Annotated in this window: 18 protein-coding genes; 9 read left to right on the top strand and 9 right to left on the bottom strand. The window is 59.2% G+C overall.

The window, feature by feature from the left end:
• Positions 1-62: 62 nt before the first annotated feature.
• A complete protein-coding gene (locus J1W56_RS05745; protein WP_223612318.1) occupies positions 63-599 on the top strand; it encodes a GNAT family N-acetyltransferase in 537 nt (178 codons plus the stop codon).
• Positions 600-624: 25 nt separating this feature from the next.
• Here the strand turns inward: J1W56_RS05745 and J1W56_RS05740 are convergent, their stop codons facing one another.
• From J1W56_RS05740 to J1W56_RS05720, 5 genes are all read right to left on the bottom strand, one after another.
• Positions 625-990, bottom strand: coding sequence for a hypothetical protein (locus tag J1W56_RS05740; protein WP_223612317.1), 366 nt, complete (start codon positions 988-990; stop codon positions 625-627).
• Positions 991-1,043: 53 nt separating this feature from the next.
• Positions 1,044-1,589 (bottom strand): SRPBCC family protein, encoded by a 546-nt coding sequence (locus J1W56_RS05735; protein WP_223612316.1) that lies wholly within the window; start codon positions 1,587-1,589, stop codon positions 1,044-1,046.
• 4 nt (positions 1,590-1,593) lie between these two features.
• Positions 1,594-1,992 carry an ArsR/SmtB family transcription factor gene (locus J1W56_RS05730; protein ID WP_223612315.1) on the bottom strand — a complete coding sequence of 133 codons (399 nt, stop codon included), beginning with the start codon at positions 1,990-1,992 and terminating at the stop codon, positions 1,594-1,596.
• 110 nt (positions 1,993-2,102) lie between these two features.
• Positions 2,103-3,692: a peptide chain release factor 3 gene (locus J1W56_RS05725; RefSeq protein WP_223612314.1), complete on the bottom strand. Its 1,590-nt coding sequence runs from the start codon at positions 3,690-3,692 to the stop codon at positions 2,103-2,105.
• 86 nt (positions 3,693-3,778) lie between these two features.
• Positions 3,779-4,588, bottom strand: a complete 810-nt coding sequence (locus J1W56_RS05720; protein WP_223612313.1) for a class II glutamine amidotransferase — start codon at positions 4,586-4,588, stop codon at positions 3,779-3,781.
• Positions 4,589-4,750: 162 nt separating this feature from the next.
• Between J1W56_RS05720 and dut the strand changes: the two genes are divergently transcribed.
• The 8 genes from dut to J1W56_RS05680 all read left to right on the top strand — a co-directional run bounded on the left by dut (position 4,751) and on the right by J1W56_RS05680 (position 10,454).
• Positions 4,751-5,236, top strand: coding sequence for a dUTP diphosphatase (dut, locus tag J1W56_RS05715; protein ID WP_223612312.1), 486 nt, complete (start codon positions 4,751-4,753; stop codon positions 5,234-5,236).
• 15 nt (positions 5,237-5,251) lie between these two features.
• Positions 5,252-6,070: an isocitrate lyase/PEP mutase family protein gene (locus tag J1W56_RS05710; RefSeq protein WP_223612311.1), complete on the top strand. Its 819-nt coding sequence runs from the start codon at positions 5,252-5,254 to the stop codon at positions 6,068-6,070.
• Between the two features lie 2 nt (positions 6,071-6,072).
• On the top strand, positions 6,073-6,729 hold the full coding sequence (locus J1W56_RS05705) for an HAD family hydrolase (RefSeq protein ID WP_223612310.1): 657 nt from the start codon (positions 6,073-6,075) through the stop codon (positions 6,727-6,729).
• Positions 6,729-7,733 carry a proline racemase family protein gene (locus J1W56_RS05700; protein WP_223612309.1) on the top strand — a complete coding sequence of 335 codons (1,005 nt, stop codon included), beginning with the start codon at positions 6,729-6,731 and terminating at the stop codon, positions 7,731-7,733. The genes J1W56_RS05705 and J1W56_RS05700 overlap by 1 nt, the downstream gene beginning before the upstream one ends.
• A 162-nt stretch (positions 7,734-7,895) precedes the next feature.
• The gene (locus J1W56_RS05695) at positions 7,896-8,516 is read left to right on the top strand and encodes a LysE family translocator (protein ID WP_223612308.1); all 621 of its coding nucleotides are present in this window, start codon (positions 7,896-7,898) and stop codon (positions 8,514-8,516) included.
• Positions 8,517-8,653: 137 nt separating this feature from the next.
• The gene (gene cysK / locus J1W56_RS05690; protein WP_223612307.1) at positions 8,654-9,628 is read left to right on the top strand and encodes a cysteine synthase A; all 975 of its coding nucleotides are present in this window, start codon (positions 8,654-8,656) and stop codon (positions 9,626-9,628) included.
• 152 nt (positions 9,629-9,780) lie between these two features.
• On the top strand, positions 9,781-10,110 hold the full coding sequence (locus tag J1W56_RS05685) for an NIPSNAP family protein (protein WP_223612306.1): 330 nt from the start codon (positions 9,781-9,783) through the stop codon (positions 10,108-10,110).
• Positions 10,107-10,454, top strand: coding sequence for an antibiotic biosynthesis monooxygenase family protein (locus J1W56_RS05680; protein WP_223612305.1), 348 nt, complete (start codon positions 10,107-10,109; stop codon positions 10,452-10,454). Before J1W56_RS05685 ends, J1W56_RS05680 begins: the two co-directional genes overlap by 4 nt.
• Here the strand turns inward: J1W56_RS05680 and J1W56_RS25950 are convergent.
• The 4 genes from J1W56_RS25950 to mbfA all read right to left on the bottom strand — a co-directional run bounded on the left by J1W56_RS25950 (position 10,445) and on the right by mbfA (position 14,428).
• Positions 10,445-10,579: a hypothetical protein gene (locus tag J1W56_RS25950; RefSeq protein WP_264319104.1), complete on the bottom strand. Its 135-nt coding sequence runs from the start codon at positions 10,577-10,579 to the stop codon at positions 10,445-10,447. The two genes, J1W56_RS05680 and J1W56_RS25950, sit on opposite strands and share 10 nt — an antisense overlap.
• A gap of 288 nt (positions 10,580-10,867) precedes the next feature.
• Positions 10,868-11,302: an EF-hand domain-containing protein gene (locus tag J1W56_RS05675; RefSeq protein WP_223612304.1), complete on the bottom strand. Its 435-nt coding sequence runs from the start codon at positions 11,300-11,302 to the stop codon at positions 10,868-10,870.
• A gap of 29 nt (positions 11,303-11,331) precedes the next feature.
• Positions 11,332-13,272, bottom strand: coding sequence for a S10 family serine carboxypeptidase-like protein (locus J1W56_RS05670; RefSeq protein WP_223612303.1), 1,941 nt, complete (start codon positions 13,270-13,272; stop codon positions 11,332-11,334).
• A 172-nt stretch (positions 13,273-13,444) separates the two neighbouring features.
• Positions 13,445-14,428, bottom strand: coding sequence for an iron exporter MbfA (mbfA, locus tag J1W56_RS05665; RefSeq protein WP_223612302.1), 984 nt, complete (start codon positions 14,426-14,428; stop codon positions 13,445-13,447).
• Positions 14,429-14,565 lie beyond the last annotated feature (137 nt).

Raw genomic sequence — 14,565 nt, 5'->3', positions numbered from 1 at the left:
GTTTGACTTGATGAACAATAATCTCCAGAAAACCCAATATCATTGTTGAAGACGGAATCCCCATGACCGCCACCACCACGCCCATCGTTGAAACCGAACGCCTCATTCTGCGCGCACACAGACTGGACGATTTTGAAGCGCTACACAGCCTGTGGACGCAACCGGCGGTTTATGAATTCATTTCGGGCAAGCCGTCGACCCGCGAGGCCTCCTGGGGCCGATTGCTCAAATATGCCGGTCTCTGGACTTTGAACGGCTATGGATTCTGGGCGGTCGAGGACAAGGCCACAGGCCGCTATGTCGGCGATATCGGCTTTGCCAATTTCCTGCGTGATATCGAACCGCCCTTTGGCGACACGCCGGAGATGGGCTGGGTTCTCGCACCGGAAATCCACGGCAAGGGCTATGCCAGTGAAGCGCTTGCGGCGGCTGCGGCGTGGGGCGACGGTTTTTTCAGGCAGGATCGGGCCCTGTGCATCATTTCGCCGGAAAATACCGCTTCGCTCCGGGTGGCGGAAAAGACCGGTTTCGCCCGGATTGGCACGGCCGACTATACCGGCGAAACGGTCCTGCTGCTCGAGCGCAGGTTCAAACGCTGATCGGGCAATAGTAGCCGGTCACCGCTTACCACCCTTCACCCTTCTGCGATATGTGGTGAACGATCTGGCAGGGACTGGCAATCCAGAAATCCCGGTGGCCCTCCGGCAGCGCCTCGATTGCGTCGCAGCGGACAACGCCGGCAGCGTCCAGGTGTGTCGCAGCGGCACCGGCATCGTCCGCGGCAATTTCCAGCCACAGTTCCGCCTGGCTCATGCCGGGCGCCCGGTCGATCCACAGCTGGTTCGAACCGAAATGGAACCCGATATGGGGAGGGTGATTGTCGAGGGGTTTCAGGCCGATCACATCGCGGTAGAAGGCGACCGTTGCCTCATACTGGTGCGGCGGAACTTTCATGGCGATGTTGTGGTTGCCTTCGTAGCGCGGTTTCATGCGAGGTCATCCTTTCGGGAGTGTAGTGCGCCGGCGTTGACGCAGCAAAAATGTCATGCGGGCAGCGCCCTGTCATATTCAGCCTCGAGGTGCTCCAGCTTCGCCCAGAAATCGGCGGTTTCGACCCCGTTCAGCACGTTGATCAGCACGCTCAGATGCGTGTGCCAGCCGCTGGCGACGCTGACCATGGCGCCATGATCGGCGAGACGGCTGTGGGTGAGGGTCAGCAGGGTGTCGTCGCCGGCCGCCTGCAGTTCAAAACTCACCTCCGATGCCGTGCCATTGCCCTCTTCCCATGTGAAGGACAGGTATGTCGGCGGCTCGCAGCGTATGACCTTCCCGATATTGCGGTGGCCTTCATATTTCCGGTACTTTTCCGGGGTGGGCGCGGTGGATAGTTCGGAATGGCGGAAGGTCAGTTCCACCGGTCCGCCGGCATGGCCCGCCATCGGCCCCCTGGCGAGCCATTTTCCGCGCTTTTCCGCGTCGGTGAGATAGGCCCATACGCGCTCCACCGGGCCGGGAAGCAGTCGTTCGATGCGAACGGTGCGCGGGGCTGTTGCAATGCCAAGCTGGTCGTTTCCCTGATGCAGGCTCATCGTTCTACTCCTTGGTATCCGGTTTGGATTTGGGGGTCTTGCGGGCCCCGTGTTTTGCGGTCTCGGCAAGCGCACGGTCCTCCGCGCGCAGAATATCTTCCAGATCGTCGAGCCGTTCCTGCCAGAACTGCTCGTAGTAGCGCAGCCATTCCTGCGCTTCGGCCAGCCGGGCCGCCTGCAGGGCGCAGATGTGGGTCCGGCCCTGCACGTGCCGCCGCACCAGCCCGGCCGCTTCGAGCACCTTGATGTGCTTGGATGCGCCGGCGAGCGACATGTTGAACGGCGTCGCCAGTTCGCTGACGGTGCGTTCGCTGGTCGACAGCCGGTGCAGCATGGCTCTCCGCGTCGGGTCGGAGAGGGCATGGAAAACGGCGTCGAGCGTGGGTGTGCTATATTCAACCATAAGGTTTAATATAGTGGCGCGATTTCAATTGTCAACCATTTGGTTGAATAAATGCGCGAGGCTGGTCAGGGTGACGAACAGCGGTCAGTCCGGTTGAAGGGTAAGCGGGCTCAGGCGGCTTTTTCGCGGACCTGATAATCCTTGATCGCGGCGAAGCGGATAGCCTTCCAGCGCTCTGCCTCATAGGACAGCGAAAAGGAATTTTGCGCCAGGAACACCGGATCATTGTCGAGATCGTGGGCGATATCGGCCCGGTGCGCATTGATGAAGCGCTGCAGCTCCGCCGGGTCATCGGCCGAAATCCAGCGCGCAATGGTAAAGCGTGCGGGCTCGAAGCCGACGGGAAGCGTGTATTCGACTTTCAGCCGTTCGGTCAGAACGTCGATCTGCAGGGCGCCGACCACGCCGACAATGGCGGGCGAACCGTCGTCGGGCAGGAACAGCTGGACAACGCCTTCTTCCGCCATCTGCTGCAGCGCCTCGCGCAGTTTTTTCGCCTTCATCGCATCGTCGAGCCGCACGCGGCGCAGGATTTCTGGGGCAAAGTTTGGCACGCCGCGGAACAGGATGTCTTCGCCTTCCGTCAGCGTGTCGCCGATGCGCAAGGTGCCATGGTTGGGAATGCCCACCACATCGCCGGCCCAGGCCTCGTCGGCGATCTGGCGGCTGCGGGCGAAGAAGAATTGCGGTGCCGACAGGCTCATCGGCTTGCCGGTGCGTACCAGCTTGGCTTTCATGCCGCGCGACAGTTTGCCGGAGCAGACGCGCAGGAAGGCGATGCGGTCGCGATGGTTCGGGTCCATGTTGGCCTGGATCTTGAAGACAAATCCGGTCATCTTGTCTTCGGTTGCCTCGACGCGGCGGATATCGGCGTCCTGCGCACGCGGGCTCGGTCCGAAATCGCAGAAGGCTTCGATCAGGTCGCGCACGCCGTAATTGCGCAGCGCCGAGCCGAAATAGACCGGCGTCATGTGGCCTTCGCGGAATGATTGCAGATCGAAGGGATTGCAGGCATCGCGCGCCAGCGTCACCTCGTCGATCCACGCCTGGCGTTCGTTCTCGGGCAGCAGGCCGGAGGCCCCGGCGGCTTCCGGTCCGTTGACCGGTGTCGGCTTTTCCTCTTCATCGCGCCGCCGCACGGTATTGTCCTGCAGGTTGTAGGTACCGGCAAAGCTCTTGCCGCGTCCGATCGGCCAGGTGATCGGCGCGGTGTCGAGCGCCAGTTTCTGCTCGATTTCGTCGAGGATTTCGTAGGGATCGCGGCTTTCCCGGTCCATCTTGTTGACGAACGTGACGATCGGAATATCGCGCATGCGGCAGACTTCGAAGAGTTTCAGCGTCCGCGCCTCGATACCCTTGGCGGCGTCGATGACCATGACGGCGCTGTCGACGGCGGTGAGTGTGCGGTAGGTGTCGTCGGCGAAATCTTCGTGGCCGGGCGTATCCAGAAGGTTGAAGATGCAGTCCTTGTACTCGAAGGTCATCACCGAGGTGACGACCGAGATGCCGCGATCCCGTTCGATGTTCATCCAGTCGGAGCGGGTCTGGATGCGGTCCTTCTTGGCCTTGACCTCGCCGGCGAGCTGGATCGCTCCGCCGAACAGCAGCAGCTTTTCGGTCAGCGTGGTTTTACCGGCGTCCGGGTGCGCGATGATCGCAAAGGTACGGCGTTTCGAAACGGGATGGTCGGCAGAAGACATGAAGCGGCTCAAATTTCGTAATCGTAGGGTTGCGCGCCTTCTATCAGCCGAAGACCCTGCCGTCGACTGTCAATTCGAAATGGGTGTTACGCCCTCTCCAGCACCGGCCCGGACTTTTCCTGTGCCATGAACGGCTCGATGGCGATGCGCTTGCTGTTCTTGACGGTCACGAAACTGTTCGGCGGCACCGGCATCCAGTTTTCCGCTTCTCCGTCCAGCGGTTCGGAGACGACGCACAGGCCCGAGCTCGGTGAGAGCGTCGCCGTATAAAGCGTCGGGGCAAAGCGGTCGGTGGCGTAGCGCACCGCGTAGAGCTGTGTCCCGTCGGAAAATGCCGCGGTCAGCCGGATGAAGGGTGGCACGCCGGCGCGCTCCGCCTCGGCGGTGATGACATTGACCGTCTCCACCAGCGATTGTGCCGGGTCCTTGTCCAGGCCGTGCTGCAGCATCAGCAAGAAAATCAGCTCCGAATCCGTCGATCCCAGCTTCTGCACATAGAGCGCATCGTCGAGCTTGGCTTCCAGCCCGCGCCGCAGCCGGTCGAAATGGCCGATCTGTCCGTTGTGCATGAAACTCCATTGGCCCGAGACGAACGGATGGCAATTGGTCCGGCTGGTCGAGCCGCCGGTGGAGGCGCGCACATGGGCGAGAAACAGGTGCGACCGGATTTGCCGCGACAGGCTCTTCAGGTTCTGGTCGGACCAGGCAGGGAGAATATCGCGGTAAAGGCCAGGTTCCGGCCGCTCGCCATACCAGGCAACGCCGAAACCGTCGCCATTGGTGCGGGTCTTGGCCTCGTGCGCATCATGGCTCTGGGCGATCAGCGAATGGCAGGGCGAAGCAATGACATCTTCGAGATAAAGCTGAGGTCCGAGATAGGCTGCCCATCGACACATGATTCACCCGATTCACTCTTGATCCGACTGACAATAGCGCGTCGCACGGCGCTTGGGAATCGTCAGGTTCAGCTACTGCTAGAAAGAGATTGTGTGTAAACAATGATCCGGACAAATCTTGTGAGTTGACCAATCCGGCGGACTGGTGAAAAAGGTGATCTCATGTCTCAATCATCCGATTCCGCACGTCACGTGCATCCCGCTCTCGGTCTTGTCCGGTTGCCGCATGGGCGGGACCTCGATTTGCCCGCCTATGAAACCCCCGGCTCGGCCGGAATGGACCTGCGCGCCGCAGTGCCCGAGGACCGTCCGCTGCTGCTTTTGCCCGGCCGCCGCGCCCTGGTGCCGACCGGCCTCGTCTTCGAAATCCCGCAAGGCTATGAAGCGCAGGTAAGGCCGCGTTCCGGCCTTGCCCTCAAGCACGGAATTACCTGCCTCAACACGCCGGGGACCATTGATTCCGACTACCGGGGTGAGGTAAAAGTAATCCTGATCAATCTTGGAGATGACGACTTCTACGTCGAGCGTGGCATGCGCATCGCGCAGGTCGTGCTGGCGCCGGTCGTGCAGCTCGAGGTTGAAGAACGGCAGCATGCCAGCGAAACGGCACGCGGTGCCGGAGGGTTCGGGTCAACGGGCACGTCGTAATCGCGGGAGGATAGCATGGACAAGGGCAAGGTTTTCCGTCAGCTGCATCAGGGACCGGAAATTCTGTTGATGCCCAATCCATGGGATCCCGGCACGACCCGGTTCCTCGCGTCGCTCGGCTTCAAGGCGCTGGCCACCAGCAGCGCGGGGTTTGCCTTTTCGCGCGCTCTGCCCGATGGCGGCGTCGCCTTCGATGTCATGATGCAGCATTGCCGCGATCTCGTGGCGGCAACGGATCTGCCCATTTCCGGCGATCTGGAAAAGGGCAAGGGTGACAGCGCCGACAGCGCCGGCGAGACCATCTTCGCCGCCGAAGCCGCCGGTCTTGCCGGCTGCTCCATCGAGGATTTCTCCGGCGACGCGGACAAGCCGATCTATGATTTCGACCATGCGGTCGAGCGTGTCTACGCGGCGGCGGAAGCCGCGCGGGCGCTGAAGAGCGATTTCGTCTTCACGGCGCGTGCCGAGAATTTCCTGCATGGCCGTGCCGATCTCGATGACACGATCAAGCGGTTGCAGGCATTTGAACGGGCCGGTGCCGATGTGCTTTTTGCGCCCGGCATTTCGGATCTCGAGAGTATCCGCACGATCTGTGCCTCCGTGTCGAAGCCGGTCAATGTCCTCGCGCCGGCGTCATTGAGCGTCAGCGCGCTGAAATCCGCCGGCGTGCGCCGCGTTTCGCTCGGGCCGCGGCTGATCACCGCCGCCTTCACCGCCATTCGCGATGCGGCCCGCGAAGTGCTCGACAAGGGCACGTTCGAATTCTCAAAAACCGGCGTGACGTTCGGGGAGCTGCAAAAGCTCTACGCGCAGGACGCAGACAAGGAAGATTAAGCATGACACGCCCCGATCTGGTGATTTTCGACTGTGACGGGGTCCTGGTCGATACCGAAGCCCTTGCCAATCAGCATCTGATCAAGATGCTCAATGCCGCGGGCTATCCCATCACCTTCGATGAGGCGCGCAAGAACCTCTGCGGCATGCCGATGCGCGCGGTGAAGGAGAAGGTCGAGGCGCAAGGCTACTCCCTTGGCGACGATTTTGTCGAGCGCTGGTATCAGGCCATTCCCGTCATTTTCGAAAACGGCGTTGAAGCCATCCCGCACATCGAAACGGTCATCGATGCGGTGAAGGAAGCGCAACTGTCCTACTGCGTGGCCTCCTCCGCAAATGTGGAAAAAATGCACCTGACGCTGGGGAAAACCGGGCTGATCGGCCATTTCCATGATGTGCTGTACAGTGCATCCATGGTGGCGCGCGGCAAGCCGTTCCCCGATCTCTTCCTGCATGCGGCACGGCAGATGGGGGTCGAGCCGTCCCGCTCCGTGGTGATCGAGGACAGCGTGGCAGGAACAACGGCGGGAACGGCGGCCGGCATGCGGGTGTTTTCCTATTGCGGCGATGCGCACGCCGACCGTGAGGGTCTCGTCGCGGCGGGTGGTATCCTGTTTGACGATATGCGCAAGCTGCCCGCGCTTCTGGGCATCGCCTGATGGCCGCGCCACTCAGCGTCGTCGACATGCACACGGGCGGCGAGCCCCTGCGCATCATCACCGGCGGCTATCCCGTTCTGCCGAAAGGCACGATCCTGGAGAAGCGCGCCTATGTCAGGGACAATCTCGACCATCTCCGCAAAATCCTGATGTTCGAGCCGCGCGGCCATTTCGACATGTATGGCGCGCTACTGGTCGAACCGAACCTGCCCGGGGCTGATCTCGCTGTGCTGTTCATGCACAATGAGGGCTATTCGACGATGTGCGGCCACGCCATCATCGCGCTTGGCCGCTATGCCATCGATTATGGCCTTGTAGAGAAGGTCGAGCCGGTCACGACGGTCCGCATCGAATGTCCCTGCGGCATGGTGGTGGCCTCCGTCGAGGTGAAGGACGGCAAGTCCGCCAGCGTGTCCTTCGAAAGCGTCCCGGCTTTCCTGTTTGCCGGGGACCGGACCATCCATCTGCCGCCCCATGGCGACGTGACGTTCGACGTGGCCTATGGCGGCGCCTATTACGCACTCGCCCATTGCAGCCAGTTCGGCCTTGAATTCGGCCGCGATCCCGCGCGCAAATTCATCGAGGCGGCAACATTGCTTACCGAAGCGGTGAAGGACGCCGTGCCGCTGGCGCACCCGGATCACAGCGACCTTGCCTTCCTCTATGGTTCCATCCTCACCGACGGTCTCGACGGCTGGTCGGAAGCGCCGACAAAGAATGTCTGCATTTTCGCCGATGCCCAGCTCGACCGCTCGCCGACGGGGTCGGGTGTGACCGCGCGGCTGGCTGCCATGCACGCCAAGGGCCAGATTCATGCCACCGAAGCGCGGATTTTCGAAAGCATTGTCGGCTCGCGTTTTGCCGGGGCTGTCGCCTCGCTCACCAGGGCGGGAACCTTCGACGCCATCACGGCGCGTGTCTCCGGCCACGCCTATTACAGCGGCAAGGCGGAGTTCATCGTTGAAGACGATGATCCGCTGGGACAGGGATTTCTGGTTCTCTAGGTCGAACACGCATAAATCTGGCTGGAATGATATGAGGCATTTGCCCGGCGACGTCGTCGCACAGCCCCGAAAATGATGAATGCGACAAATACTTGAAGCCGATTGCCAGTGCGGAAAATCGGCGTATTGTCCCGCCGCACAGATTTCACGCAGAGATTGATCATGACACTTGCCGGTTTCATCGCCTATTCGGGCGCCCTTGCCATTGCCGCCGCCATTCCCGGGCCCGGTCTCACCGCCCTCATCGCACGGGCGCTGGGCTCCGGTTTCCGCTCGGCCCTGTTCATGTCGCTCGGCCTCGTCCTCGGCGATCTGACCTATCTGACGGCCGTGGTGCTCGGCCTTTCCATGGTGGCGCAGACTTTCGGAACACTGTTTCTGCTGATCAAATGGGCGGGTGTGGCCTATCTCGCCTATCTTGCCTGGAGCTTCTGGACCGCGGGAATTTCCGCTGAAAAGATTGAAGCCAAGCGCGGCAGCGGCGGGGCTCTCGCCAGCGTGCTTTCCGGGCTTGCGGTTACCCTCGGCAATCCGAAGACCATGATCTTCTATATCGCCCTGACGCCGACGCTGATCGATCTGCACGCCATCACCCCGACCGATTATGCCCTGCTCGCCTGCGTAACGGTTGTGACGCTGCTTGTCGTGCTGGTTCCCTATCTCGCGCTTGCATCCAAGGCACGCTGGTTCCTGCAATCGCCGCGCGCGCTGAAACGGCTGAACCGCACCGCCGCCGCATTCATGGCGGGCGCTGCACTTGCCATCGCCGGCCGGGCGTCCTGACCGTAGAATTTTATTCTAAGGCTGTAGGCATATTGGCATGAAATTCCCGTGATCGGGCTGTTTATGCATAGGCTCGACTATGAATTTTCAAGCTCGCGCCATAAGATGGCTGCCACAGCAATTGAGGGAGCATTTCCATGAGCACGAGTGATGCGCGCAAACCCGGCCGCGGCCGTATCTACAATTCCATTGTCGATACCATCGGCGATACGCCGATTGTCCGTCTTGATAAGCTGGCAAAGGATCAGGGTGTCGAAGCCAATCTGTTGGCCAAGCTCGAATTCTTCAATCCGATTGCCAGTGTCAAGGATCGCATTGGCGTCGCGCTGATCGAATCGCTGGAAGCACAGGGCAAGGCAACGCCGGGCAAGACGACATTCGTCGAGCCGACCTCCGGCAATACCGGTATTGCGCTGGCGTTTGCCGCCGCCGCCAAGGGCTACCGTCTCATCCTCACCATGCCGGAAACCATGTCGGTCGAGCGGCGCAAGATGCTCAAGCTGCTCGGTGCCGAACTGGTTCTGACCGAGGGCGCCAAGGGTATGAAGGGCGCCATCGCCAAGGCCAATGAACTGGTGGAAACCACGCCCGATGCGGTCATTCCCGGCCAGTTCGACAATCCGGCCAACCCTGAGATTCACCGCAGGACCACCGCCGAGGAAATCTGGAACGATACGGACGGAAAGGTCGATATCTTTGTGTCCGGCATCGGCACCGGCGGCACCATCACCGGTGTCGGCCAGGTCCTGAAGCAGCGCAAGCCGGACGTGCGCATCGTTGCAGTCGAGCCGAAGGATTCGCCGGTTCTATCAGGCGGCAATCCCGGCCCGCACAAGATCCAGGGCATCGGTGCCGGTTTCGCGCCGCAGGTGCTCGATACCCACATCTATGACGAGGTCATTCAGGTCTCCAATGAGGATGCCTTCACCTATGCCCGCCTGGTGGCCAAGCTCGAAGGCGTGCCGGTCGGCATTTCCTCCGGCGCCGCGCTCACGGCGGCTATCGAGCTCGGCAAGCGTCCGGAAAACAAGGGCAAGAATATCGTCGTGATCATTCCGTCCTTTGCTGAACGGTATTTGTCGACGGCACTCTTCGATGGCCTCGACGCCTGATAGAACCGATACTGTTTTGCAATCAGCCCCGCCGCGCGCCAAACGCCTGGCGGGGCTGATTGTTTTGCGGCCGCGATCGTTCGGCCGTGATCGAAGCATCGCGTCATCCGGCTGTTCTAAAACAGGCCAATCCACACGAAGGAGCGGCCGTTATGAGCATCACCTGCATTATCAAATATGAGATCGACCCCTACCAGAAGGATGCATTCGAGCACTATGCACGCACCTGGAACGAGGCGATTCCGCGCTGCGGTGCCGACCTGATCGGCTATTTCGCCCCGCATGAGGGGTCGGCCACATTGGCCTACGGGATTTACACCATCGAGGATCTGGCGGCCTATGAGGCGTACCGCGCGAAATTGACGGCCGATCCGCTGGGCCGCGCCAATTACGAATTTTCGCGCGAACGGAAATTCATCCGCCGCGAGGACCGCACGTTCCTGCGCCGGGTTACTGGAAACAATGGGGAATTGATCCGATGATTGCGGTGATTTTCGAAGTGGAGCCGAGGGATGGCCACGAGAAAGATTATTTCGAGCGGGCGGCGAATTTGCGCCCGCTTTTGGAAAAGATGGACGGCTTCATTTCCGTCGAACGGTTCCGCAGTCTTGCCAACGAGAACCGTTATCTCTCCCTGTCGTTCTGGCGCGACGAAGCCTCAGTTGCGGCTTGGCGCCAGACCGAGGAACATCGCGCTGCCCAGAGCGCTGGCCGCGCCGAAATCTTTGCCGATTACCGGCTGCGGATTGCGGCTGTTATGCGTGACTATGGCTTGCGAGCCCGTGATGAGGCTCCGTCTGACGCGCGCGTTTACCATCATGCCTGACCGTGGTTGCGCTGTGCACAGGCGGGGCCGGGGCCGCGCATGTAATGGCGTTCCGGCCGGTAGGACGGTGCAATGAATTCACGGACGACGCGAAGCGTATCGCGCAGTTGAACGAGCATGGTCATATCTTCATTTCCTGAATCTCGATCGCCCGAAAAAACCGGTTAGCGATCATTTAGCTAAAATTTAACCGATAAATATGAACGCTTGCTGAATACCGATGGTTAAGGCCCGGTGAATTCATGGAAAATTAGCTTTAACACCTGAGGCAGGCCGTAATTTCCCGGTTGAAAAGCCAAAAAGAAACCCGGTGTTAACCACCGGGTTTTGTCGATTCTGATTCGCCTTTGAGACAAATCTATGTGCGCTGACTGTCACAGATTGTCGGCGCTACCATGCTGTTAAGACCATCATTACTCGACGATCTGAACGGTCTGCTCCTTGCCGGTTTTCAACGGTGAACGGGCGTCCATGAAAGCAGTTACTTCGCTGAATGTCACATAGCCGTTGTGATCTTTGTCAATTTCCGCAAAGTGGCTCGCAACAAATCCCCAGCTCGCATCATCAGCACCCTTGGCGGTCAAAAGATGATTGGAGTGAACAGTCGCCGCATCGAAGCGCGCCTTCAAACGCTGATGAAGGACTTGCTGAACGGGCGGCTGGGCGCCCTGATCAGTCGTGGTCGACGGAAGCCGCAAGCCGTCGCCTATGCGCAAGATTCTTTCCTGATATGGCGGTATCACTGAAAAGCGCGTGACTTCCCTGGGAAAGGCATGTGCCGAAGGCACAAGCGCTGCCGCTGTTATTGCGCTGCTGACAAAGGCAAATGATCGATAATATTTTTTCATGTTCAAATCCATTCTTGCAAAGGAGATGCTCAATTCGTCGCCACGATTACAGGGGCGCGGGTGTAAAATTCATCCAAAACTTTTTTCATCGGCTTTCGCGCGGCCTCGGAATAATAGAACATGTGCCCGCCCTCAAACAGGTGCATGGGGATAAGTTTGTCCAAGCCGGCTTGTTTCAATTGTGTTTCGGTCTCGAAGAACGGCGTTACCTGATCATAATAACCGTGAAGTGCCATGACGGTCAGATGAGGATCGGCAGTAAGAGCTTGAGTCAGATCGGCAACACCGCCAATCCGCGGTTTTTCATTAAAAGAACTGCGACAGCCGCAATTGATGGCATATGTGCTATTCACTTCCTTGACGCCGCCTGAAACATCCGTTGCATCAGCATTGGCAGAATAATTCATGAATGTTTGCAGATGCGTTTTGACACCATTTCCCAGAACGTCATCATCGAAAAAATCGGGGTCGTAATCGTCAGCGATCATGCGGGCATCGTACGAGCCATGATATTTGGCGGCCGGTCGATTGGTTAAAATATTCCCCTTGAAGAAGTCGCCCCATGTCAATGCCTGATTTCCGCCAATGTTGCGGAATTCCTGCAATACTGGCCCGTGTTTCGTCAGCGCGATATCAGTTCTGGAGGTGGAGGTGGGGAATTCTTTGATCACCGCAATATACGAACTCACTGCGAATTGCCTTATATAGTCAGCATATTGATCGATTGTTCGGTTACCCCGCCAGCTTGCCCCGGGCTTTTGAAAATACTCTGCCGTTATGGCGTTGGTCGGCATTTCTGTATTGCAAGAGTTCATCCCGAAAAATTTGCAAGCTTCTCCTGACAGGTATGGAGAGCTTAAAACCACGCCCGACAGCACGACGGGTGGCTTGCCCGATGGGTCCGGATCGAGATTGCTCGTGCCGGCATCCTCCAGAAGCGCGGCGGTCAGGGAGACGCGGGCACTCCCCCAGGATTCCCCGAGAAGGTATTTGGGGGAACTCTGGCGGTGGTTCCTGTTGGTGTAGCTTGTGATAAAATCGCGCGCGACCTCGGCATCTGCGTTCACGGCGTAAAATTCCTTGTCGGCGTGGGGTGCAATCGCCTTGGAAAAGCCGGTGCCGACGGGATCAACGAAGACAAGGTCCGTGTGATCGAGCAACGTCTCCTCATTGTCGACGACAGGAAATTTCAGATCACTTTTTTTCATGGGCATGAATGGCGCATCAATCTTGATCCGCTTGGGGCCGAATGCCGCCATATGCAGAAAGACCGAGGCATAGCCGGGACCGCCATTGAATAAGAATGTTACCGGGCGGCTTTCATGTGGCAGGTCATCCCGCGTATAAGACATATAGAAAATAGCAGCCTTTGCGTCTTTCCCACCTGTTTTCGGATCCTTCTGACCATAAGCGATGATGTGGCCGGCCTTGGCGGTGTACCAGACGGTCTTGCCGTTCAGCGTCATCGAGTGGCGCTTGACGGAAGGTGTTTCGCTCACCTCAGGCGAAGAGGGCTTGGCGGGGTGGTCATTGACGTTAAACGCGTAATCCTCAGGTGCGAAGAGTTCAAACGCGTCTTTGTCCAGACCGGCGCTCCGCAGGGCGATGGCTGCCTCCTGAAGTTTACCGGCTGCCTTGAAATCACCTGCCTTCTTTCGTGCTGTTTCTTCAATTGATGGAGGTGCAATAGGGGGCGTTACGGGTGTTGTAGAGTGATCTGATGTGTTTTGTGAAACTCTTGTTTCCGGCTTGTCCGGGCTTGTGCCGGGCGCGACAATGACAATCTCAGACGGTTTGGCTTCCGGCTTGACCTTGTCCGGTTCCTTCGTCCCGGCTTCCTCAATCGGCAAAGCTGCGGTAGACGCAGACGGGACGTCAAAGGTTCCTTGTGAAACCTCTGTTTCCGTGTTTTCCTTGTTGCAGGCAGTAAGGCCCAAAAGGGCCACAAGCAATAAAATTCTAACAATCATATTGGCCTCTCAAAATTCGCAAAAATTCAATAGTGCGAATGAGAGGTCAGCTCGGTCAATCGAACGAAAGTCTCGGTTTGCTCATTTAATCATCAAAAATTGATGCCGATATAATATGAGGCAATGCGTATCCGGCATCAACTTTGCCGCGCACGCATTGCCTCTCTTCCCATCACGCATTGCCGATGAGAATGCCCGTAGCCAGCACGAGGCTGCCGCCCAGCACCACCTGTATCGCCGCGCGGAAGAACGGCGTTTCCATATATTTGTGCTGGATATAGGCAATCGCCCAGAGTTCGACGAAAACCACCATCGCGGCAACGGTCGTTGCCGTCCAGAAATCCGGGATCAGGTAGGGCAGGGCATGGCCCAGGCCGCCGATCGCCGTCATCATGCCGTTGGCGAGGCCGCGCTTCAGCGGCGATCCGCGCCCGGACAGCTTGCCGTCATCATGGGCGGCTTCCGTGAAGCCCATCGAGATGCCGGCACCGAGCGAGGCGGAGAGGCCGACCAGAAATGTCTGCCAGGTGTCCTGGGTTGCGAAGGCCGCCGCGAAAATCGGCGCAAGCGTCGAGACGGAACCGTCCATCAGCCCCGCCAGCCCCGGCTGGACATAGGTGAGCAGAAACTGGCGTTTTTCCGTCAGTTTCTCGTCCTGTTGCACCGCATCGGGCGTGTGCTGTTCGCCCAGCCGGTGCGCCAGCGATTCATGGGTTTTCTCGGCAATGGCAAGATCCCCGAGCAGCTTGCGCGTCGAGGCGTCACTGACCAGCTTCACCGCTTCCGTGTAGAAGCGGTAGGCCTGCTCCTCCATTTTCTCCGCCATCTCGCGCACCTTGTCGATGCCGAGCGGCCGCACCAGCCAGTCCGGCTTGCGCTCGAGATAGCCGCGCACATGTTCGCGCCGGATCAGCGGAATGCGGTCGCCGAAACGCTCGCGGTGCATGTCGATGAGCGCCTGCCGGTGCAGGTTCTCCTCCTCCGCCATATCCTCGAAGACTTTGGCGCTCTGCGGGAAATCGTCCCGCAGCCCGTCGGCATAGGCAAGGTAGATCCGCGCATCGTCTTCTTCCGATGAAATGGCGAGCGCGAGGAGCTGCTGTTCCGACAATTCGTTGAGTTCGTGGCGGCGGGGACCGAAGAAGCGGCTGAGCATGACACTGTCCTAATTTAGAATAATTCTAAACTATAGAAAGCAGGCGCGCTTTTCAAGAGGGCGCCCGGGACAATGATGACAATGATTTGGATGCCGAAACGCCGCGCTGGTGCTATGAATGGCCAGACCCGCCCATT

This window comes from Phyllobacterium calauticae (genome assembly GCF_019991125.1).
In the GTDB taxonomy this organism is placed as follows: Bacteria; Pseudomonadota; Alphaproteobacteria; order Rhizobiales; family Rhizobiaceae; genus Phyllobacterium; species Phyllobacterium calauticae.
The sequence above is the reverse complement of the archived record's forward strand: the minus strand, read 5'-3'. Positions and strand labels throughout refer to the sequence as shown.

Coding starts and splice junctions, on each gene's coding strand:
- J1W56_RS05745 (WP_223612318.1), top strand. CDS start 63: ATGACCGCCACCACCACGCCCATCGTTGAAACCGAACGCCTCATTCTG.
- J1W56_RS05740 (WP_223612317.1), bottom strand. CDS start 990: ATGAAACCGCGCTACGAAGGCAACCACAACATCGCCATGAAAGTTCCG.
- J1W56_RS05735 (WP_223612316.1), bottom strand. CDS start 1,589: ATGAGCCTGCATCAGGGAAACGACCAGCTTGGCATTGCAACAGCCCCG.
- J1W56_RS05730 (WP_223612315.1), bottom strand. CDS start 1,992: ATGGTTGAATATAGCACACCCACGCTCGACGCCGTTTTCCATGCCCTC.
- J1W56_RS05725 (WP_223612314.1), bottom strand. CDS start 3,692: ATGTCTTCTGCCGACCATCCCGTTTCGAAACGCCGTACCTTTGCGATC.
- J1W56_RS05720 (WP_223612313.1), bottom strand. CDS start 4,588: ATGTGTCGATGGGCAGCCTATCTCGGACCTCAGCTTTATCTCGAAGAT.
- dut (WP_223612312.1), top strand. CDS start 4,751: ATGTCTCAATCATCCGATTCCGCACGTCACGTGCATCCCGCTCTCGGT.
- J1W56_RS05710 (WP_223612311.1), top strand. CDS start 5,252: ATGGACAAGGGCAAGGTTTTCCGTCAGCTGCATCAGGGACCGGAAATT.
- J1W56_RS05705 (WP_223612310.1), top strand. CDS start 6,073: ATGACACGCCCCGATCTGGTGATTTTCGACTGTGACGGGGTCCTGGTC.
- J1W56_RS05700 (WP_223612309.1), top strand. CDS start 6,729: ATGGCCGCGCCACTCAGCGTCGTCGACATGCACACGGGCGGCGAGCCC.
- J1W56_RS05695 (WP_223612308.1), top strand. CDS start 7,896: ATGACACTTGCCGGTTTCATCGCCTATTCGGGCGCCCTTGCCATTGCC.
- cysK (WP_223612307.1), top strand. CDS start 8,654: ATGAGCACGAGTGATGCGCGCAAACCCGGCCGCGGCCGTATCTACAAT.
- J1W56_RS05685 (WP_223612306.1), top strand. CDS start 9,781: ATGAGCATCACCTGCATTATCAAATATGAGATCGACCCCTACCAGAAG.
- J1W56_RS05680 (WP_223612305.1), top strand. CDS start 10,107: ATGATTGCGGTGATTTTCGAAGTGGAGCCGAGGGATGGCCACGAGAAA.
- J1W56_RS25950 (WP_264319104.1), bottom strand. CDS start 10,579: ATGACCATGCTCGTTCAACTGCGCGATACGCTTCGCGTCGTCCGTGAA.
- J1W56_RS05675 (WP_223612304.1), bottom strand. CDS start 11,302: ATGAAAAAATATTATCGATCATTTGCCTTTGTCAGCAGCGCAATAACA.
- J1W56_RS05670 (WP_223612303.1), bottom strand. CDS start 13,272: ATGATTGTTAGAATTTTATTGCTTGTGGCCCTTTTGGGCCTTACTGCC.
- mbfA (WP_223612302.1), bottom strand. CDS start 14,428: ATGCTCAGCCGCTTCTTCGGTCCCCGCCGCCACGAACTCAACGAATTG.